Annotated in this window: 21 protein-coding genes, 1 other RNA gene and 3 pseudogenes; 5 read left to right on the forward strand and 20 right to left on the reverse strand. The window is 39.1% G+C overall.

The features are described from left to right. Positions 1-326: 326 nt before the first annotated feature. Genes ADF68_RS08335 through ADF68_RS08350 form a run of 4 tightly spaced genes read right to left on the reverse strand, consistent with a single transcriptional unit; the run spans position 327 to position 3,494 of the window. Positions 327-563 (reverse strand): acyl carrier protein, encoded by a 237-nt coding sequence (locus ADF68_RS08335; protein WP_049549409.1) that lies wholly within the window; start codon positions 561-563, stop codon positions 327-329. Between the two features lie 5 nt (positions 564-568). Further along, positions 569-1,561, reverse strand: coding sequence for a phosphate acyltransferase PlsX (gene plsX, locus ADF68_RS08340; RefSeq protein ID WP_049549410.1), 993 nt, complete (start codon positions 1,559-1,561; stop codon positions 569-571). Beyond that, on the reverse strand, positions 1,558-2,328 hold the full coding sequence (recO, locus tag ADF68_RS08345; protein ID WP_049549411.1) for a DNA repair protein RecO: 771 nt from the start codon (positions 2,326-2,328) through the stop codon (positions 1,558-1,560). Before recO ends, plsX begins: the two co-directional genes overlap by 4 nt. Further along, positions 2,325-3,494: a pyridoxal phosphate-dependent aminotransferase gene (locus tag ADF68_RS08350; RefSeq protein WP_049549412.1), complete on the reverse strand. Its 1,170-nt coding sequence runs from the start codon at positions 3,492-3,494 to the stop codon at positions 2,325-2,327. Before ADF68_RS08350 ends, recO begins: the two co-directional genes overlap by 4 nt. A gap of 256 nt (positions 3,495-3,750) precedes the next feature. Between ADF68_RS08350 and ADF68_RS10670 the strand changes: the two genes are divergently transcribed. The 4 genes from ADF68_RS10670 to ADF68_RS08365 all read left to right on the forward strand — a co-directional run bounded on the left by ADF68_RS10670 (position 3,751) and on the right by ADF68_RS08365 (position 6,300). After that, complete coding sequence (locus ADF68_RS10670) at positions 3,751-3,918, forward strand: hypothetical protein (RefSeq protein WP_398578169.1); 168 nt, start codon at positions 3,751-3,753, stop codon at positions 3,916-3,918. A 268-nt stretch (positions 3,919-4,186) separates the two neighbouring features. After that, the gene (locus tag ADF68_RS08355) at positions 4,187-4,471 is read left to right on the forward strand and encodes a type II toxin-antitoxin system RelB/DinJ family antitoxin (protein WP_049549413.1); all 285 of its coding nucleotides are present in this window, start codon (positions 4,187-4,189) and stop codon (positions 4,469-4,471) included. Then, positions 4,461-4,814 carry a type II toxin-antitoxin system RelE/ParE family toxin gene (locus ADF68_RS08360; protein ID WP_049549414.1) on the forward strand — a complete coding sequence of 118 codons (354 nt, stop codon included), beginning with the start codon at positions 4,461-4,463 and terminating at the stop codon, positions 4,812-4,814. Before ADF68_RS08355 ends, ADF68_RS08360 begins: the two co-directional genes overlap by 11 nt. Before the next feature lie 475 nt (positions 4,815-5,289). After that, positions 5,290-6,300 carry a YeiH family protein gene (locus ADF68_RS08365; RefSeq protein ID WP_049549415.1) on the forward strand — a complete coding sequence of 337 codons (1,011 nt, stop codon included), beginning with the start codon at positions 5,290-5,292 and terminating at the stop codon, positions 6,298-6,300. Between the two features lie 134 nt (positions 6,301-6,434). Here ADF68_RS08365 and ADF68_RS08370 read toward each other — a convergent pair whose 3' ends face one another. The 16 genes and pseudogenes from ADF68_RS08370 to comW form a co-directional block, all read right to left on the reverse strand. Continuing rightward, positions 6,435-6,872, reverse strand: coding sequence for a CoA-binding protein (locus ADF68_RS08370; RefSeq protein WP_049549416.1), 438 nt, complete (start codon positions 6,870-6,872; stop codon positions 6,435-6,437). Between the two features lie 134 nt (positions 6,873-7,006). Beyond that, a complete protein-coding gene (gene srtB, locus ADF68_RS08375) occupies positions 7,007-7,846 on the reverse strand; it encodes a class B sortase, LPKTxAVK-specific (protein ID WP_049549417.1) in 840 nt (279 codons plus the stop codon). A 74-nt stretch (positions 7,847-7,920) separates the two neighbouring features. Next, positions 7,921-8,607 carry an amylase-binding adhesin AbpA gene (abpA, locus tag ADF68_RS08380; RefSeq protein ID WP_049549418.1) on the reverse strand — a complete coding sequence of 229 codons (687 nt, stop codon included), beginning with the start codon at positions 8,605-8,607 and terminating at the stop codon, positions 7,921-7,923. Between the two features lie 300 nt (positions 8,608-8,907). Further along, positions 8,908-9,876 (reverse strand): ribose-phosphate diphosphokinase, encoded by a 969-nt coding sequence (locus tag ADF68_RS08385; protein ID WP_000010179.1) that lies wholly within the window; start codon positions 9,874-9,876, stop codon positions 8,908-8,910. A 216-nt stretch (positions 9,877-10,092) separates the two neighbouring features. Further along, complete coding sequence (locus tag ADF68_RS08390) at positions 10,093-10,587, reverse strand: beta-class carbonic anhydrase (protein ID WP_025171246.1); 495 nt, start codon at positions 10,585-10,587, stop codon at positions 10,093-10,095. Between the two features lie 148 nt (positions 10,588-10,735). Continuing rightward, complete coding sequence (locus ADF68_RS08395; protein WP_049549419.1) at positions 10,736-11,431, reverse strand: TIGR00266 family protein; 696 nt, start codon at positions 11,429-11,431, stop codon at positions 10,736-10,738. A gap of 71 nt (positions 11,432-11,502) precedes the next feature. Further along, a complete protein-coding gene (radA, locus tag ADF68_RS08400; protein ID WP_080979404.1) occupies positions 11,503-12,867 on the reverse strand; it encodes a DNA repair protein RadA in 1,365 nt (454 codons plus the stop codon). A 10-nt stretch (positions 12,868-12,877) separates the two neighbouring features. Next, positions 12,878-13,393 (reverse strand): histidine phosphatase family protein, encoded by a 516-nt coding sequence (locus tag ADF68_RS08405; RefSeq protein WP_049549420.1) that lies wholly within the window; start codon positions 13,391-13,393, stop codon positions 12,878-12,880. Positions 13,394-13,417: 24 nt separating this feature from the next. Next, positions 13,418-13,606: pseudogene (locus ADF68_RS11500) on the reverse strand (cysteine hydrolase); the annotation flags it as partial. Beyond that, positions 13,602-13,763, reverse strand: a pseudogene (locus ADF68_RS10990) (DNA repair protein RadA); the annotation flags it as partial. The pseudogenes ADF68_RS10990 and ADF68_RS11500, both read right to left, overlap by 5 nt. A 10-nt stretch (positions 13,764-13,773) precedes the next feature. Further along, positions 13,774-14,313, reverse strand: a complete 540-nt coding sequence (locus ADF68_RS08410) for a histidine phosphatase family protein (RefSeq protein WP_044020007.1) — start codon at positions 14,311-14,313, stop codon at positions 13,774-13,776. A 1-nt stretch (position 14,314) separates the two neighbouring features. After that, positions 14,315-14,758, reverse strand: coding sequence for a dUTP diphosphatase (locus ADF68_RS08415; protein ID WP_049549421.1), 444 nt, complete (start codon positions 14,756-14,758; stop codon positions 14,315-14,317). A 216-nt stretch (positions 14,759-14,974) separates the two neighbouring features. Next, positions 14,975-15,072, reverse strand: an RNA gene (gene ffs, locus ADF68_RS10205) — signal recognition particle sRNA small type. Positions 15,073-15,104: 32 nt separating this feature from the next. Continuing rightward, positions 15,105-15,572: a tRNA adenosine(34) deaminase TadA gene (gene tadA, locus ADF68_RS08420; RefSeq protein ID WP_049549422.1), complete on the reverse strand. Its 468-nt coding sequence runs from the start codon at positions 15,570-15,572 to the stop codon at positions 15,105-15,107. 340 nt (positions 15,573-15,912) lie between these two features. After that, a complete protein-coding gene (locus ADF68_RS08425; protein ID WP_049549424.1) occupies positions 15,913-17,199 on the reverse strand; it encodes an adenylosuccinate synthase in 1,287 nt (428 codons plus the stop codon). Between the two features lie 232 nt (positions 17,200-17,431). Further along, a complete protein-coding gene (comW, locus tag ADF68_RS08430) occupies positions 17,432-17,668 on the reverse strand; it encodes a sigma(X)-activator ComW (RefSeq protein ID WP_049549423.1) in 237 nt (78 codons plus the stop codon). Positions 17,669-17,972: 304 nt separating this feature from the next. On the opposite strand from comW, the pseudogene ADF68_RS11740 reads away from it, so the two are divergent. Then, positions 17,973-18,677 (forward strand): annotated as a pseudogene (locus ADF68_RS11740) (IS30 family transposase); the annotation flags it as partial. Positions 18,678-18,968 lie beyond the last annotated feature (291 nt).

Here is an 18,968-nt window from a genome sequence, read left to right on the forward strand (position 1 = left end):
TAGCTTAGCGATGATTTCTTTATGCGTTCCAGCATCAAGATAATCCAAGATTATGATGTTCTTGTCTTTAATTCCGAGTAAGTTTGTGATAAAATTTAATTGTTCCATAAGATTCTTTCTAATGATGGTTTGGTTGCTTTTCATTATAGGTCTTATGGGACTTTTTTTCTACAACAAAATAGGCTCCATAATATCTATAGGGGATTTACCCACTACAGAAATTATAGAGCCCTTTTTTCGAGGCTCTTTTGTCTTGTTCTTGTTTCAATTGACTATATCTTTTTTCGAGAAATAAAAAAACAACATGACTTGCATGTTGCTATATATTAGATTTTATCTTTAATGGCTTTCAATACATCTGCCACACTTTGAAGATGGTCGATTTCTTCATCACTGATTTCAATTCCAAATTCATCCTCAACGGTTAGAACAAATTCCATCAAATCTACCGAATCAGCATCCAAATCATCCTTCAAGCTCAAGGCCTCTGTGACTACAAAGTCTTCTCCTTGACGTTCTTGGATAATGGTCACGATACGGTCAAAAATTTCTTTTTCTGTCATATATATTATTCTCCTGAAAATTCATGCGCAGTTTGAGCAACTACGTCTGTTTTTAGCATGGTACGAATCTGACGAATCGTACTGTACACAGCCTTGGCATCACTTGAGCCATGAGTCTTGACAACAGGCGCCTTAACACCAAACAAGACTGCACCCCCAACATCTGAATAGTTGAGCTGCTTTTTCAAACCTCTAAGGCTATCCTTGAGAAGAAGAGCACCAAGTTTTGCTCGAAGTCCACCACCTGTAATAGCATTTTTAAGTAAGCTCATGATTCCCATGGCTGTACCTTCGATGGATTTTAGCACAGCGTTTCCCGTGAAACCGTCTGCCACGACAACATCTGCAACACCCTCCATCAAATCACGCGCTTCCACATTACCGATAAAGTTCAAACTCTCATCAGCTACTAGCAAGTCATAAGTTTCCTTGCGGAGTGGATCTCCCTTACTGCTCTCTGTCCCGTTATTAAGCAAACCAACTCGTGGTTTTGCAATTCCACGAACATTTTTAGCGTAGAAAGAACCTAGGATGGCATATTGATGAAGATGATGGGCTGTGTTTTCTGCATTGGCACCGAGATCTAGCATATCAAAACCTTTCCCATCAACTGTTGGTAAGGTTGACATAAGTCCAGGTCGGTCAATATTCTTGATGCGACCAACGATGAAAAATCCTGCCGCTAGCAAAGCACCGGTATTTCCTGCAGAGAGCACGGCATCTGCCTCCCCATCTTTGACGGCCTTGGCCGCCAAGACCATGCTTGCATTTTTCTTCTTACGGATGGCTTTTGTTGGTTCATCGTCTGAATCAATTTTCTCATCTGTATGGATAATACTGATGCGATCTGTAGCTGTTAGATATTGCTTAATTTTACTTTCATCTCCGTAAAGTTGAATCTCAATATCTGAAAAGTCAGCAAGGGCTTGATTGACTCCCTCTACAATAGCTTGAGGTGCATAATCGCCACCCATTGCATCTACTGCGATTTTTTTCATTTGTCTTCCTCTTTTAGTAATTGTCCCCAATCAGCTAGGGAATCAATAAATTTCTTTGATTTTAGGTGAATTCCTACGTATTCTTCATAAATTTGATCCATGAACTGACGCAATTCTTGCTTGATTTCAGGCTTGAGAGAAATAGTCTCTAAAGTCTCAAAGTTAATAGCTTGAAATTGATTGAGCAGATAGGGAATGTTTGGATTCAGATGACAACGTTTCTCATCCTCATGATAATGCTCAGGACATAAGCAAGCGCCATATTTGAAAGAAAAGTCAAAAGCCTGACCGACCCGATGGCAAAAGACACACTCATTAAAGTTAAGACTGATCCCAAAACGTGTCAAAATCTGAATTTCAAAAATATTAGTCAAAACTTGATAATCCAAACCCTCTTCCATCAACTCTAAAGTCTTTTGTAAAAAAGCAAACAAGGGAGCATCCTGTTGATTGTCCTGCAAACTAGCATCTGCCAGAGCTGCCACATAGGTCGCATAGGCCATGACAAAGAGATCACTATTGATTTTTGGAAAGGTCATCACCTCATGATAGTCTTCAATATAACTAAGCCCATCATCATTGATTCGTAAAAGAAAACGAGCCAGCACCAAAGGTTGAATAACTGGAGCCAGTTTGGATTGACCGGCATGTTTGACAAAAAACATGCGCTTACCGACCTGCTCTGTAAAAATCTTGACTAGCTTGTCATCCTCACGAAAATTACGATTGTAGAGCACCAACCCCTGACTCGTAATAGACTGAATCATGCTTCTCTCATGTACTCCTCAAGACGTTTCATAGCCTCTCTGATGGTTTCCATACTAGCCGCATAAGACAAGCGCACATAACCTTCTCCATATTGACCAAAAGCTGCACCAGGGATAAAGGCAACAGCCTTCTTCTGAGCAAAATCCTTCAGAAAAGCAAAGGAATCTTGATTATAGCCTGCTGGAATCTTAGCAAAGATATAAAAAGCACCGTCTGGCTTGATGATTTCAAAACCAAGGTCAGTCATCTTCTCGATAATGTAGTCCCGACGTTGGATATACTCCTTCTTCATCGGCTCTGCATCGTTCTTACCAGCCGTCAAGGCTTCCACCGCAGCATGTTGAGCCATGGTATTTGCGGCAGTGACCAAGTACTGATGACTCTTGATTAACTGGGCTGTGAAATTTGCTGGAGCAAAGATAAAACCTAAACGCCAACCTGTCATAGCATGGGATTTAGATAAACCGTTAATAATAATGGCCTGATATCTCAGCATCGTTCCCAAAGATACATGATTTTCCCCTGTATAAGTTAATTCTGAGTAGACCTCATCACAGACAACGAAAATCTCATACTTGCGTAAAACGTCAGCCAAGGCTTCCAACTGTTCGCGACTATAAGTAATCCCTGTAGGATTGGCTGGATAGTTAAGAATAACAGCCTTGAGCTTGTCACCCTGCTCCAGAATTGCCTTCTCCAGCATTTCAGGAGTCAAGACAAAACCATTTTCAGTCGTATCAATCTCGACAATCTCTGCACCAACTAGATTAACAATTGGTTCATAACCTGGATAGGCAGGAGCTGGCAAGAGAACCTTGTCACCCTCTTCTAAAATAGCTGTCAAAGTAGCTGATAGAGCCTCTGTCGCACCAATTGTGACCAAGATTTCATTTTTAGGATTATAGTCTAGCTGGTATTTTTCTCTTACAAAATCACTAGCTGCCTGGCGTAAAGTCATCAAACCACTCATCCCTGTATAGTAGGATTGATTTTGGTCAATGGCGCGCTTAGCCGCCTCCTTGACATGGTCTGGAGTTGTGAAGTCAGGCTCTCCCAATGTCAGACGTAGAACCCCAGGAATCTCTGAAATAGCCTGGTCAAACTGACGAATCAAGGAAATTTGAATCTTATCTAATTGTTTATTAAATCGCTTGGTTAAGTCCATAGATACCCTCCTTACTTAAAGGACATATGACTATTATACTACAAAAGCCCCCCAACCGCAAAATCACACTAGCATAAGCAACTGATGTATGTTCATTTAAATTTATTACAACACTATGTTTTTAGAATACTCAATGAAAATCTCATGAAACTAGGAATTGAGGTGAAAGCATAACTAAAGTTAGGTAAGTCGAAGATGACAACGTATTAGGAGATTTTCGACGAGTATTGAGAAGTTATGTAAGGAAATAAATCGGATAGGGGGCAATATAAATCAGATCACAAAAAAAGTAAACGAAGATAATCAGGCTAGTCTAAATGAATTTAGTCAGATTCTTGAATTGCAGAAACATTTGAAAGATACAGTCAGGCAATTTATTCAAAAACAAGAAAATCAAACAAAGGTACAGGACAGATGGTTGTAATAAGAATTATTGTTGATATTCTCTCTTATTTATTCTAAACTTATAACTAAGGATAGGATGATGTCGGGTGACTGGTAACAGTTTGCTCAAATGTTGCTGATGATTCAGCTTCAGGTTTGGCACTACCTTCAACTTTAGGCTGTAAAGAACCCGCTCCACCACTGGTCCTATTCGTTTCACTCTTGGAGTATATTCAAGAGTTTTTTTCTTGCAAAAAAAGTTCAAAAAATATATACTGGATATACACGATATAGAACGGAGATATACCATGACTAAATCACTTGTTAAGCAATACAATTTTAAAATCAATGAGTTAGCAATGGAACAAGCTAGAGCCATTATCAAGGAAAAAGGAATGACCATGACGGATGCTATCACTCTTTTTATAGAGCAGATTGTCCTCGAACAGGACTTGCCAATCAAGACTGCAGAAGATTTACACCGTGAACAGTTGATTGAGGAATTACAAGCTCAATCCGAACGAGCCTTAAGAGAATATGAAGCAGGAAAAGGGACTTCCCTAGACAGTATGAGGGCACGCTATGGCTTATAAAGTAATTATTTCTGATGAAGTGAGCCAAGCTATTGACAGTATTCATGATTACATCACTACTGTTCTTTTATCACCTCAGTCTGCTAAAAATACTGTGGGTAAAATTTTAGATGGCTTAAAAAGTTTAGAAGTCTTTCCTGAGGCTGGTTTTGACGCCGATGAAAAAATTGGTGTAAAGATTAATAGTAAGTACCCTACACGAGGAAAAATTATCGGCCAGTATGTCTTACTCTACTTCATCGACCAAAAACAAAACACTATTTTTTTATCTCACCTATTCCACATAAAAAGCGACTATGTCACTTTGCTACAAAATGGTACTAAAAAAAGCTCAACTGATTGAGATATCTTTCTTTATTTTATAAGCTCCGAAACCTTAATTTTTGGTACCGTCTTGGTTTAACAATACGCTGTATATATAATATTTTACAGCTACTTTTTCTTTAGAAACGTTGATTTAATAAGGATTTAAATATTACAGAGTATACCTTTGTAAAATACGGTTTTGCTAATCTTCGTTACAACTATTCTAGCACCATTATTGATTACTAGATCGGTAATGTCATTTCTGAGTGGATAGTCAGAAAGTGGTTAGATAAGTGCGACAAAAAAATATAACCTGAGTTTAGTTTTAATATGACTAGACAAACAGAAATACCAGAGGTGGAGCTCTGGTATTTCTGTTTTTTCCAAGACTTCGTTACAGTTCTAATCACATAAATTTGAGAAACTTGTCAAATAATTATTAAACTTTACTTTCTCTTTACTTTTCTGACAGATAAGATTATAATAAGGAGTATTTATTTTCGGAGGTTTTTATGTCATTTCTATCAAAAAATTGGGCTGGACTTTTGGTCTGTCTTATCATATCTATCATTTCTTGGATTTTAGGAGGCTTCTTGCCTGTTGTCGGGGCACCTGTCTTTGCCATCTTTATTGGCATGATTCTCCACCCATTTCTCACTTCCTATAAACAACTAGATGCTGGTTTGACTTACAGCTCCAAGAAATTGCTTCAGTATGCAGTTATCTTGCTTGGGTTTGGACTCAATATCTCTCAAGTTTTCGCAGTTGGAAAATCTTCCCTCCCAGTCATCCTCTCAACTATTTCAATTGCTTTGATTATAGCCTATCTCTTCCAGCGCTTTTTTGACCTAGATACAAAGCTAGCTACCTTGATCGGTGTCGGTTCCTCTATCTGTGGCGGTTCTGCCATTGCAGCGACTGCTCCTGTCATCCATGCCAAGGAAAAAGAAGTCGCACAAGCCATTTCTGTTATCTTTTTCTTCAATGTCTTGGCAGCTCTTATCTTCCCAACTCTAGGAACCTGGCTCCATCTTTCCAACGAAGGCTTTGCCCTCTTTGCAGGAACTGCGGTCAATGATACTTCCTCTGTAACGGCTACCGCCAGCGCCTGGGACAGTCTCTACCAGACTAATACCCTCGAATCCGCAACCATTGTCAAACTCACACGTACTCTGGCTATCATCCCCATCACTCTCTTTCTCTCCTACTGGCAAAGTCGTCAACAAGGAAACAACCAAGGGGTAAAACTTAAAAAAATCTTCCCTGTTTTCATTCTCTACTTCATCCTAGCTTCTCTGCTAACCACAGTCCTTACTTCCTTAGGTGTCAGCAATAGCTTCTTTTCACCTCTCAAACAACTCTCCAAATTCCTCATCATCATGGCTATGAGTGCTATTGGTCTCAAAACCAACCTCATCGCTATGATTAAGTCCAGCGGTAAATCCATTCTTCTCGGAGCTCTCTGCTGGATTGCCATCATCCTGACTAGTCTCGGTATGCAAACGCTCATCGGTATTTTCTAATACTCTTCGAAAATCAAATTCAAACCACGTCAACGTCGCCTTGCCGTACTCAAGTACAGCCTGCGGCTAGTTTCCTAGTTTGCTCTTTGATTTTCATTGAGTATAACACAAAAGGTAGCTCGCAAGCTACCTTTTTATTGTTCAAGAATTAAGCGTGTATGTTCTCTCTTAATACAACGGTTCATCACGATATCATCGCAACCTCCAGCACGCAAGATTTCTTCTGCTTCTAGACTTTCAAGTCCTAGTTGCGCCCAGAAAATCTTAGCATCAGCCTTGAGAAAATCTCGTGCCACATCTGGTAGAAACTCACTACGACGATAGACATTGACGATATCTACAGAAAAAGGAATCTCAGCTAGACTGGCATAAGCCTTTTCTCCCAAGATTTCCCCACCTGCAGCCTTAGGGTTTACTGGTATGATTTTATAGCCACGAGCCTGCATTTCCTTTGTCACTCGATTGCTAGTTGTTTCCTCACGGTCAGACAAGCCCACTACTGCTAGAGTTTTACTGGTTTCTAGATACTGACGGATCACGCCATCACTTGGATTGATAAATTCTTGAGTCATAAAAATCCTCCTTTTTCATCAGTATAGCATATTTCGAAAGGGTTTGCAGAAATTTACTATAAAATCAAAAATCCTCCCAAAATTAAACTATTTCATTTAATTTGAGGAGGATTCATAAAAATTTTATTTAAAGATTATTCTCTTGTTGGTTTATACTGAAGGCTTTCTCCATGTTGTTTGACAAAGTCACTCATCTCTGAGTCAGGAATTTGTCGAAGGTAGAGATTGGCACGAATCGTATCATCTTCTTCACGACAAGTAGAAAGAACAAGATATTTATCCTTAGCTGATACCTTAACATTTGGTTTCTTAACCTCTGCAGTGTCATAAATAATATTTAGCTGTTTCTCAAAATCCGCATCATCATCAAAAGAAGTACGGTAAAAAGCTGTTTCTTCTGGAACAATAATCATAGCAACAGCTTCATAATAATACTTTCTCTCTGGAGTTTCAATGACAACATAAGGATGTGCATCAAAATATTCCTGGCGACTGAAGTAATTCACATCTTTAAACATGCGGTGGTCAGGCACTTTACTACCACGAGCGTGACCAAATAACCAAGTCAATCGATCACTAAAGTCCTTCTTGTTATCAGCATCCATAAAGACTGCACCCATTAAAGGTTCGTTAACGCCATCAAAACGCTTATCCAAATAAGTCGCATTATCCGTTGTTTGAACGACTGGCTCATCTAACTGTGTACCAGGAATATATACATAACCAACCGTTTCAGAGTTTGTTGCGAGCAAGCCTTTAAACTTATTAGCGAGATATTCTTTTTCTTCTTGGCTAGCAGTATAGGTTTGCTTTGGAGCTTCCTGAGTAACCTTTGCATCATTTTGTTTATTCTCTGTCGGAGCCAGGAAGCTTTTATAGATAAAGAAGCCTCCCAAAGCAACGATAGCTACTGCAACGATAGAAGCAATTATTTTAGTAATTGGTGATTTCTTTGTCGTAGAACGTCTACTCATCTTTTCCTCCCTCATTTTTTACCAAAAAAATCACTGAAACCAAGTTTCAGTGATTGGCTACTTTTTAAATAAAATTATTTAGCAGCGTGTGTTTTTGGAAGAGCTTTTTGACCTGCTTTAGCATTTGCGCCAGCTTTTTTAGCTGCTTCGTCTGCTTTTTTAGCTTGGTCTACAGCACCTGGTTTACCATCTTCTGGTTTAGTTGCTGCTTGGTCAGCTGCTGCTTGATCAGCAGATGCAGCTTTACCTGTTTGGTTAGCTGCTGCTTGATCAGCAGATGCAGCTTTACCTGTTTGGTTAGCTTGGTCTTCAGCGATACGAGTTGGGTTAGGTTTGTTATCTTCAACACCAGTTGGGTCGTTCCAGTAGTTACCTTGAGCTTTAGCTGCGTTACGGTATGTTTCTTGCAAGTATTGGATTGCACGGTTACGTTGTGAATTTGTTGCGTCAGCCAAAACTTCATCAAGGTTAGCTTTAGCAGTTGCTACAGCTTTTTCATGAGTGTGACCAACGATTGCTTGAGCTTTAGCAAGTTCTGCACGAGCTGCAATCACTGAAGGTTCTTTTTCAACAGCTGCTGCGATATCTTCTGGGTGAGCTTCTACGTATGCATAAGCTTGATCTGCAATATCACGTTCAGAAACATATTTCTTTTGGATCAATTGGTTAGAAGAAGCTGGGTTTTCTCCTTGTGCAAAAACTGGAGCTGCTGCTGAGAATACTGCAAGAGCTGCTACTGATGCCAATAAAACTTTTTTCATTGTTTTATCTCCTCTTTAAGTTTAATTTTAATTATAAGGATAATCCTTACTACCTCAAATTATATCACATATATTTAAGTTGTCAAGCTTTTTCTTAAACTATTTTTAAAATTTCTGGTAAAAAACGAGTAAAATTTATTATATTCTTAAAAAACAAGCAATATTCTCGAAAGATTAAGGAAAAAAATGGACTAAAAAACGAACAATTAGTGAAATTTTCACATTTTTCTGATCTAATTAAGAAAACTCCCAACAAGGTCTATCACTTTATTAGGAGTTTTGTCTGATCTAACGAATTCGTTAGATTTTTTTCTCAATACTAAATAATGGAGATAGAGGACGTTTTTCATGGATACGGATAATAGCATCTGCCAAGAGATGAGCGATAGAGATTTGCTCAATCTTATCAATTAAACGCTCTTCTGGTAGGTAGATAGTATCCAAAACAACTAATTTTTTAATAGCTGATTTTTGGATATTATCCATAGCAGGCCCTGAAAGAACTGGGTGCGTACAGCTTGCATAAACTTCGACAGCACCAGCTTCTGCAAGAGCATCCGCCGCATGGCAAATAGTTCCAGCTGTATCGATCATATCGTCAATCAAGATACAAGTCTTGCCTTCTACCTTACCAATGATGTTCATCACTTCACTGGTATTCATCTTGTCCACGCTACGACGTTTATCAATAATGGCAATCGGAGTTTTCAAAAACTCTGCCAATTTACGAGCACGAGTCACCCCACCATGGTCTGGACTGACAACCACATAGTCAGAACCAACCATGCCACGACGCTCAAAGTAGTCTGCAATTAAAGGAGCACCCATCAAGTGATCGACAGGAATATCAAAGAATCCCTGAATCTGTGCAGCATGCAAGTCAATCGTCAATAAACGATCCACTCCAGCCACTTCTAGCATATTTGCTACAAGTTTTGAAGTGATTGGCTCACGCGCTCTCGCCTTTCTATCCTGACGTGCATAGCCATAGTAAGGCATAACAACGTTGACAGATTCTGCACTGGCGCGTTTCAAAGCATCTACCATAATCAAAATTTCTAGCAGATTGTCATTTACAGGTGAGCTAGTTGATTGTAGGATAAAGACGTGTTTCCCACGGATCGATTCCTCGATATTAACTTGAATTTCTCCATCTGAAAATTGACGTACAGTCGATTTTCCCAACTCTATCCCAATCTCTTGCGCCACACGCTCTGCCAATTCTCTATTTGAAGAAAGGGCAAACAGCTTTAAATCAGAAAAAGACATGATTTCCTCCAGTATTTATGTATCACTTGTGTTTTTTCACAAAATTTTTCCAACTACCATTGTAGCGCTTTTTTCTTGATTTTTCAATAAAAAATAAGACAAGAATGGACATTTATCCCCTTGTCTTGTGCTCATTTATATTCCTTATATTCAAGCTGAAATGTGACAACTTAGACATTCTATCTCATAGGAAGATAGGAACTCACAAATGAAAAGTTAGTATACCTCTCTCATACTACCTGTATCCACATCATAAACAGCCCCTGAAATAACCACATCATCTGGAATCAATGGGCATTCTCGAAGTAACTGCATATCCTCACGAACACTCTCCTCAACGTCTTGAAAAGGGAGAAAATCTTGACCCGAGACATCAACCCCTAATTCAGCTTTTAAATGTTCTTGAAACTCTTCGTTTTGAAATGTCTGAGCACCACAATCTGTATGATGAAGAACCACAATCTCTCTTGTTCCCATTTGTTGCTGAGAAATCACGAGTGAGCGAATCATATCGTCTGTCACTCGACCGCCCGCATTCCGTAAAATGTGGGCATCTCCCAGAGCTAACCCCAAAGCTTGTGCAACGTGCAGACGTGAGTCCATACAAGTCACAATGGCTACTCTTGTTTTCGGCTTGATTGGCAGATTTAACTGCCCATGCAGGGCAACATAAGCCTGGTTGGCTTGCATAAACTGTTCAAAATACGACACGATTTTCCCCTTTGAAAATTTGATAATCAAACATTTCTCCTATCTTATCATTTTTAAGAGTATTTGTCAGCTGTCAACCTCCCTATTAAAAAACCAGGACAGAGACATCCAGCTTCTAGCTTGAGTTTCTGCCCTAGTTTTTTTATTATTATGAACCTTTTTGAATATACTTGTTAAGAGAGCCTGCAAAGCTTTGAAGATTGAGACTTTGTACATAGACCTCACCGGTACCTCGGAAGGTATTCACCACTCCTTCGCCTGTACCAATAGACTGCCAGAAGCCATTTTCTAAGTGGATATTATAGTCTAAAGATTGACTCCAAGCTACCACATGGGCATTGTCTATAGTTATTTCTTGGTTTTGCAGCTCAATTTTCTTAATAGAACCAAAAGCATTGGCCAAAAGAGTTCCCTGACCTTGGGTAGTCATTACGAAAAGACCACCTTGACCTCCGAACAGAGCTTTTCCAATAGATTGACGTTCCATTGTATAGAAGGCTGTACCATCAAGAGCTAGAAAGGCCCCATCATTCAATCGATACTGCTTTTCACCTAGTTCAAGAGCAATCACTTGACCAGGAGTATCTGGTGCTAGAGCAAGGTTGGCGTTGTCAGACTCTGCAACTGCTTGAGTAATGAAGGTACTTTCTCCAGAGACCATCGAACGCCCTACGGCTTTGACAAAACGCCCCAAACCAGAACCGCTAGCATTGAGCTGGGTGTTTAGACTTACATTAGGTGTATGGTAGACCATGCTGCCACGCTGGATATAGACGGTTTCTCCTTGATTAAGTGACAACTCTACCAAAGGAAATTGCATTTGACTGTCCATAGAAAATTTCATCAGAAATTCCTCCTTGTTTTTAATAAATATTGGCTATAAAGTGTTTTGCAATCTAAAACTGAGTAAGACTATTAGGCAAATACTTTTTTCAAGACTTCTCCGATAGTCGTCACTCCAATCACCTGAATTTCCTTAGGTGGCTTAATACCTGTCAAGGAATTCTTAGGTACATAGATTTTTGTAAATCCAAGTTTAGCAGCTTCATTGATCCGTTGCTCAATACGATTCACGCGCCGAATTTCTCCAGTCAAACCTAATTCTCCTACAAAACATTCCTGAGGATTGGTTGGCTTGTCCTTATAGCTCGAAGCTATAGCAACCGCAACTGCCAAATCAATAGCAGGCTCATCCAATTTGACACCACCAGCAGATTTGAGATAAGCATCCTGATTTTGGAGAAGCAAACCTGCCCGTTTCTCCAAAACAGCCATAATCAAGCTAGCACGATTGAAATCAAGGCCTGTTGTAGTCCTCTTGGCATTTCCAAACATAGTCGGTGTCACCAAGGCCTGTACCTCTGCTAAAATCGGACGCGTCCCTTCCATAGTCACCACGATGGACGAACCAGTTGCTCCATCTAAACGTTCTTCTAGGAAAACTTGACTAGGATTGAGCACCTCAACCAAGCCACCTGACTGCATCTCAAAAATCCCAATCTCATTAGTGGAACCAAAACGATTTTTGACCGCTCTCAGAATACGAAAAGTATGGTGACGCTCCCCTTCAAAGTAAAGCACCGTATCCACCATATGCTCCAACATACGAGGACCCGCCAAGGTTCCTTCCTTAGTCACATGCCCCACAATAAAGATGGCAATGTTATTGGTTTTGGCCAGCTGCATGAGTTCTGCAGTCACCTCACGCACCTGAGACACAGAACCTTGAACTCCAGAAATCTCAGGAGACATGATAGTCTGGATAGAGTCGATGATGAGAAAATCTGGCTGAATTCTCTCTATTTCTGCCCGTACGCTCTGCATATTGGTCTCTGCATAGAGATAAAACTCACTATCAATATCACCTAAACGCTCTGCACGGAGTTTGATTTGCTGAGCAGACTCCTCCCCACTGACATAGAGAACTGTCCCTACTTGAGACAGCTGGGTTGAGACTTGTAAGAGCAGGGTTGATTTCCCAATACCTGGATCTCCACCAATTAGGACGAGACTCCCTGGTACCACACCGCCTCCAAGCACACGATTGAACTCCTCCATTTCGGTCTTTGTTCGATTGACATTGATGGAGGTCACTTCAGCCAGTTTCATAGGCTTGGTTTTCTCCCCTGTCAAGGACACACGCGCATTCTTGACCTCTGCAACCTCAACTTCCTCAACAAAAGAAGACCAAGACCCACAGTTTGGACACCGTCCTAGATACTTGGGTGAATTATATTCACAATTTTGACACACAAATGTCGCCTTTTTCTTTGCGATAATAAACCTCTTTCTAAATCTCTATCTCACACTCAATCACTTGGCAAAAATCAATCTTCTCATCTGGTACAAATTGGCGCATGAGCATGCGATGGGCTACAACTACCACAGTTTGATGTTCCCGATACTTAGCCATGCATTCTAGAAAACGAGACTTCATCTCTACAGCTGTCTCATATTGAACAGGAGAATTTGGGAGCAACTCCCCCTTGTTTTCTAAAAACAGACATCTAGCTGTTTCAAAGTTCTCTATACCTGTTTCATAAACCTGCCATTCATGCAATAATGGCTCCACTCTCAAAGGAAGGCCAGTAGCACAGGATACATAAAAAGCCGTTTCTAAAGCTCGCGTCACTGCAGAAGACACCAAGATATCAGCTGAGCCAAACAAAGGATTTTTGCAAAGTTCCTGAGCTTGTTGTCTTCCTTTCTCAGATAAGGGTGCCAAATCTATCCCGAATCCAGTATAGGAACGCTCCTCTAACTCACGGTAATTTGGCTCCCCGTGACGGATAAAAATAATTTTCATATTAAGATCCCCATAAAACTATTAATTCTCCTTGGTAGCTGCCAAAACGGAAGCCTTAACACAGCCATTGCCATCTACCCCTATAAACTCTATGCTTTTAGCACCGTTTTCCTCTAAATCTGGATTAGTAAAGCAAGAAGCCCGACGCTTCTCAAAGATACGAGAAGATACAAGCAGCAAGCCGGTCGCAAATTTCTTCTTTCTGTCTTTTCTCCCCCGTCAAGGACACACGCACATTCTTGACCTCTGCAACCTCAACCTCCTCAACAAAAGAAGACCAAGACCTACAGTTTGGACAGCGCCCTAAATACTTGGGGGAATTATATTCACAATTTTGACACACAAATGTCGCCTTTTTCTTTGAGATAATAAACCTCTTTCTATATCTCTATCTCACATTCAATCACTTGGCAAAAATCAATCTTCTCGTCTGGTACAAATTGGCGCATGAGCATTCCGTGAGTTACAATGATAATAGTTTTATAATTTTTATATTTTTCCAAAGCTTTTAAAAAACGATGACGCATCTCTAGATCAGTTTCATAGCGATAAGGAGAATCTTCAGATAAACCTCCTTGATGTTTTAGATAATATTCATGAGCTACCAATACACTAGTTAAATCAGAGTTAGTGCCATCTAAGTCTGGACGCCACTCATGAAAAAACGGCTCTACAAATAAGTCCAATCCTGTTTCAACTGCTATATAATGGGCTGTTTCTAAAGCCCTCGTCACAGACGAGGAAATAATAATCTCTGCCTTTCCAAAACATGCAGTTTTAGCAACTTCTTTTGCCAGACTGCGACCTTTTCCTGTCAATGGTGCTAAATCACGACCAAAACCACTATATAGTTGCGGATTTTCAAGTTTATCAAGCATACTATAATCTGGCTCCCCGTGACGTACAAAGATAATCTTCATCTTAGTGCCCAGTTGATCCAAATCCACCAGTCCGAACACCATCTGCCGCATCGCCATCCGCAATCAAAAATGGAGCAAAGACAGCCTGAACCACGCGTTCCCCAACTTCAAGAATCACTTCTTGATCAGTAATGTTCTTCATCTGTGCAAAGATATGTCCTTCATTTCCAGGATTTCCATAATAATCCCCATCAATAACCCCAACTGAGTTAATTAAAACCAAGCCCTTTTTACGAGGATTTGAAGAACGATCATAGAGGTAGAGAACCTCAGTCGGTTGCATATAAGCCTTGACCCCAGTTGGGACGAGGACGATTTCTCCTGGAGCAATGACTGTACGCTCCGCAACCTTTAAATCATAACCAGCCGCATGCGCTGTCTCACGCTTTGGTAGCAAATTTTCATCTGTAAAACTAGAAACTAGTTCAAAACCACGAATTTTCATAATCTTCTCTTTTCTATTATCATTTATTCTAGGCTATTTTATCTTATTTATTCGAAAAAAGCACGAAAAATCTTCTATATAAAATAAAGAAAAGTGTCCTATCAAAAAGCAAACAATAAAATCATACCAAAAAAATTTAAAGATTTTTCAAATGTCCCTTATTTTCCCTTTTATTAACAAACTCATTCCTATTTCGCCATACTTAAACTATTTTCTTTAAAGCACAAAAAAAGAGCACACAATTCACATCGCTTAGGGCTGCTGGATTCCTCCCCTGACCCGCTTCACGCAGAACTGTTGCTCCATTAGTTATTATACCACATTCCTCAAGATTTTAAAAGAGAAATTATTTTTTCCGTCGATTTCTGAAAAATTCCTGCATAATGCCTGCACATTCACTCTCTAAAATCCCTGTTTCAACCTCTACACGATGATTTAGGCGCTCATCTGTTAAGATATCGTAGAGGCTGCCAGCGGCGCCAAATTTCTGGTTTTTAGCTCCATAGACCACCTTTGGGATGCGAGCTAACCCAATCGCCCCACTACACATAACGCAGGGCTCTATAGTCACAAAAAGTGTGCAATCCAACAAACGCCAGCTCTCTTCCCTTACATTAGCATTCTCTATGGCCATAATCTCCGCATGCATAACCGCACGTTGCAACTCCTCACGCGCATTGTGCCCACGGCCAATGATTTTTCCGTCCTTGACAATCACACAACCAATTGGAATTTCATCGTGTTCAAGAGCAATCTTCGCCTCATTTAAGGCCTCTCTCATAAATGCTTCTTTTTCTTCAACTGTATAATCCATAACTTCTCTCTTTTCCTGCTTATTATCTTTTAAAATCTCTTCCAAATATATCAGAGGTCCCTTAGCATTAAGGTAATACTAACATCTGCAACTTCAAAATAATATTTTTATCAATTCATAACTAATTTACTAGTTTACTCTTTAATTTTCACTGACTATCATCAATTTTATCATTATACCATGTTTCACTACATAAAAAAAGCCACCGAATGCGGTGACTTTATAGGGAGATTATTATGAAAAAGAAAAGTTTAGGATATTTGTTACAACAAGTTAGGAGGACTTCTTGTAACTGTCTATAGTATAGCTGAACTATCTTAAACAAATCTTAAAAAATCTCTTATGACCAAACACTTTCTAAAATATTTGTTTGTTCACGACCAGGACCTACTGAGAAAGTAGAGATACGAACGCCAACCAATTCGCTAACACGACGAACATAGTTACGCGCATTCTCAGGAAGATCTTCCAAATTACGAACTCCAGTAATATCTTCTGACCAACCTGGTAACTCTTCATAGATAGGCTTGCAACGTTTCAATTGTTCAAGACTAGCTGGATAGTAGTCAATGCGTTGACCATCAAGATCATAAGCCACACAGATTTTCACTGTATCCAATCCACTCAAAACATCGATAGAGTTCAATGAAAGGTTAGTGATACCAGAAACACGACGGCTATGACGCATCACAACTGAGTCAAACCAACCTACACGACGTGGACGACCAGTTGTTGTCCCATATTCATGACCAATTTCACGGATACGCTCTCCAACTTCATCAAACAACTCAGTTGGGAAAGGACCATCACCAACGCGACTTGTGTAAGCTTTACATACACCTACAACCTTGTCAATCTTGCTTGGACCAACACCTGAACCGATCGTCACACCACCCGCAACAGGGTTTGATGACGTAACAAATGGATAAGTACCTTGGTCAATATCTAGCATGACACCTTGGGCACCTTCAAATAGAACACGTTTGCCATTATCAAGCGCATCATTTAAAATAACCGAAGTATCTGTGACATATTGCTTAATTTGTTGACCATACTCATAATATTCTTCAAAAATATCATCAATTGAAATAGGGTTACTATCGTACAATTTTTCAAACAAACGATTCTTCTCAGCAAGGTTACGTTCTAATCGCTCACGGAAAATATCTTTATCCAAAAGATCAGCGATACGAATCCCCACACGAGCAGCCTTATCCATATAAGCTGGTCCGATACCCTTGATAGTAGTACCAATCTTATTTTCACCCTTAGCTTCTTCTTGCAGACGGTCTAACTCGATGTGGTACGGCAAAATAACATGCGCACGATCAGAAATACGTAGATTATCTGTTGTAACACCTTCATCATGAAGATAGCTCAACTCTTTTACAAGTGACTTAGGATTTACAACCATCCCATTCCCAATGACAGAAATTTTTTCAGGGAAGAAAATTCCAGAAGGAATCAAGTGCAACTTAAATTTCTTTCCATCAATCACAATTGTGTGACCAGCATTATCACCACCTTGGTAACGCGCAATCACTTCTGCATTAGCTGAAAGGAAGTCTGTAATCTTCCCTTTACCTTCATCACCCCACTGGGTACCTACAACAACAACTGAAGTCATAATCTTGTCTGAGCCCTCAGGCTCTTCCTTTCTCACATACATGGCAGGAATCTCACCTGCAATTATATCTTACAATTTATTATAATAAAGATTCTCAATTTTTTCAAGACAAAAGACCAGAAACATTAGGAATTTAGTGAACATTGAAAAATTCATATTGAAAAAATATTGTAAATTTTTATCATGACAATATAAAAGTATAAAATTGTTCGGAAATAACAGTAATTACAGATTATCCTACAACATAATCATTTGACATCAATAACTGTTCAATATACAAACGGTAGCAAGCTCTATAGTGGTAAGAAAATAAAGGATTCATAATATCAAACTTGTACCGAACTAAATAATAGAGTAAAAATCGAAGATGAAAAACTTCCCATTCTAAATCATTATCTACTAAATAACTATATTCCTTTTCAATAACATCATAAAAATCAAGATATTGTTCATAAATCTGTTCAATCATTTTATTTGACTCCATTTCTATTGATAAAATGAGTATAACAAAAAAATAGAAGAACCAGGGAAGATACTTCCATCATGTACTATAATGAATATTCAAATAAATAACAGATAAAGAAAACTAACAGATCAGGTGCACAATACTACATTTCAAAAAAGATCTAAAATTTCTGTAATGAAAAAAAATACTGTAGGAATTATGCTAGTATACTTTATAATCCCAATTTGTAAAATTAAGCTAGACAGAAAAAAACATATTTGTTAGGCTCAGATAAACTACCACATTTGTCTGAAAGGAACTAACATAAATGACCTATACACATATTACCACAAACGAACTCGTAATGATAAAGTCTTACTCTCAAGAAAACATAAAAGTTTCAGATATTGCGAACTCACTAGGAAGATCAAAACAGACAATCTACAATGGCATCAACTATCTGAAAGAGGGGCACTCCGCTTATGATTACTATAAGCGATATAAAGTCAATAAGAATCGCAGTGGCAGGAATAAAACAAGTCTTTCGCAAGCAGAAAAAGACTTTATTCAAACTCATTTAAATCTAATCTGGAGCCTTGATGTCATTAAGGGAGCTCATCCAGATAGGATTTCTTGTCCTATGAGAACTCTCTATCGACTAGCAGACCGCGGTATTTTTAAGAAAGAGGACCTCCAGAAAACCAAATAATCATAGCGAAAAACAAGGAAAACAAGCGTTTCGTAGAGATTTACGTGAGAGAGCAGACAGTTATCCTGATTTTAAGACGGAATTCGGTCATCTACAAGGGGATACAATTATGGGAGAAAAACACAAAAATGAAGTTATTACCTTAGTAGAACGCTGCTCAAAACCATCATCGCACTGAAAACCAATGGACGGAGAGCAAGTGATATTGAGGCTTCTATTAATCAATGGTTGTCTCAAGTCCCTAGCCACCTTTTTAGGTCTATAACTTTTGATTGTGGGAAAGAATTTTCTAATTGGAAATCTATTTCCAATGCGCATGACATTAAATATAGTGGATTGAAATAAGATATGAACAGAGAGATTAGGAAAGTCAAACTAATTTCTAGAAATATTTTTAGCAGTTGTAATGTACTGTTCTAGATTCAATCTACTATAAAACACTCAAATCTAACAAACTTATAAAAGATATTAAATATTAATAAAGAGCAAAATTAAAAAGGATCAAGATGACCCCTGAAAGATAAAAAAAGACGTCCCTCAGAACGTCTACATACTCCGCCAGTAGGACTCGAACCTACGACATCATGATTAACAGTCATGCGCTACTACCAACTG

The sequence above is a fragment of the Streptococcus pseudopneumoniae genome (assembly GCF_001068775.1).
Classification (GTDB): Bacteria; Bacillota; Bacilli; order Lactobacillales; family Streptococcaceae; genus Streptococcus; species Streptococcus pseudopneumoniae_N.

What these genes read in the sequence shown, in the direction of transcription:
- srtB (WP_049549417.1), bottom strand. Translation starts at nt 7,846, where the DNA reads ATGAGTAGACGTTCTACGACAAAGAAATCACCAATTACTAAAATAATT.
- ADF68_RS08365 (WP_049549415.1), top strand. Translation starts at nt 5,290, where the DNA reads ATGTCATTTCTATCAAAAAATTGGGCTGGACTTTTGGTCTGTCTTATC.
- ADF68_RS08410 (WP_044020007.1), bottom strand. Translation starts at nt 14,313, where the DNA reads ATGAAGATTATCTTTGTACGTCACGGGGAGCCAGATTATAGTATGCTT.
- ADF68_RS08385 (WP_000010179.1), bottom strand. Translation starts at nt 9,876, where the DNA reads ATGTCTTTTTCTGATTTAAAGCTGTTTGCCCTTTCTTCAAATAGAGAA.
- ADF68_RS08405 (WP_049549420.1), bottom strand. Translation starts at nt 13,393, where the DNA reads ATGAAAATTATTTTTATCCGTCACGGGGAGCCAAATTACCGTGAGTTA.
- plsX (WP_049549410.1), bottom strand. Translation starts at nt 1,561, where the DNA reads ATGAAAAAAATCGCAGTAGATGCAATGGGTGGCGATTATGCACCTCAA.
- ADF68_RS08415 (WP_049549421.1), bottom strand. Translation starts at nt 14,758, where the DNA reads ATGAAAATTCGTGGTTTTGAACTAGTTTCTAGTTTTACAGATGAAAAT.
- tadA (WP_049549422.1), bottom strand. Translation starts at nt 15,572, where the DNA reads ATGGATTATACAGTTGAAGAAAAAGAAGCATTTATGAGAGAGGCCTTA.
- comW (WP_049549423.1), bottom strand. Translation starts at nt 17,668, where the DNA reads ATGATTGAACAGATTTATGAACAATATCTTGATTTTTATGATGTTATT.
- recO (WP_049549411.1), bottom strand. Translation starts at nt 2,328, where the DNA reads ATGATTCAGTCTATTACGAGTCAGGGGTTGGTGCTCTACAATCGTAAT.
- ADF68_RS08350 (WP_049549412.1), bottom strand. Translation starts at nt 3,494, where the DNA reads ATGGACTTAACCAAGCGATTTAATAAACAATTAGATAAGATTCAAATT.
- ADF68_RS08335 (WP_049549409.1), bottom strand. Translation starts at nt 563, where the DNA reads ATGACAGAAAAAGAAATTTTTGACCGTATCGTGACCATTATCCAAGAA.
- ADF68_RS08425 (WP_049549424.1), bottom strand. Translation starts at nt 17,199, where the DNA reads ATGACTTCAGTTGTTGTTGTAGGTACCCAGTGGGGTGATGAAGGTAAA.
- ADF68_RS08360 (WP_049549414.1), top strand. Translation starts at nt 4,461, where the DNA reads ATGGCTTATAAAGTAATTATTTCTGATGAAGTGAGCCAAGCTATTGAC.
- abpA (WP_049549418.1), bottom strand. Translation starts at nt 8,607, where the DNA reads ATGAAAAAAGTTTTATTGGCATCAGTAGCAGCTCTTGCAGTATTCTCA.
- ADF68_RS08395 (WP_049549419.1), bottom strand. Translation starts at nt 11,431, where the DNA reads ATGAAATTTTCTATGGACAGTCAAATGCAATTTCCTTTGGTAGAGTTG.
- ADF68_RS08355 (WP_049549413.1), top strand. Translation starts at nt 4,187, where the DNA reads ATGACTAAATCACTTGTTAAGCAATACAATTTTAAAATCAATGAGTTA.
- ADF68_RS08370 (WP_049549416.1), bottom strand. Translation starts at nt 6,872, where the DNA reads ATGACTCAAGAATTTATCAATCCAAGTGATGGCGTGATCCGTCAGTAT.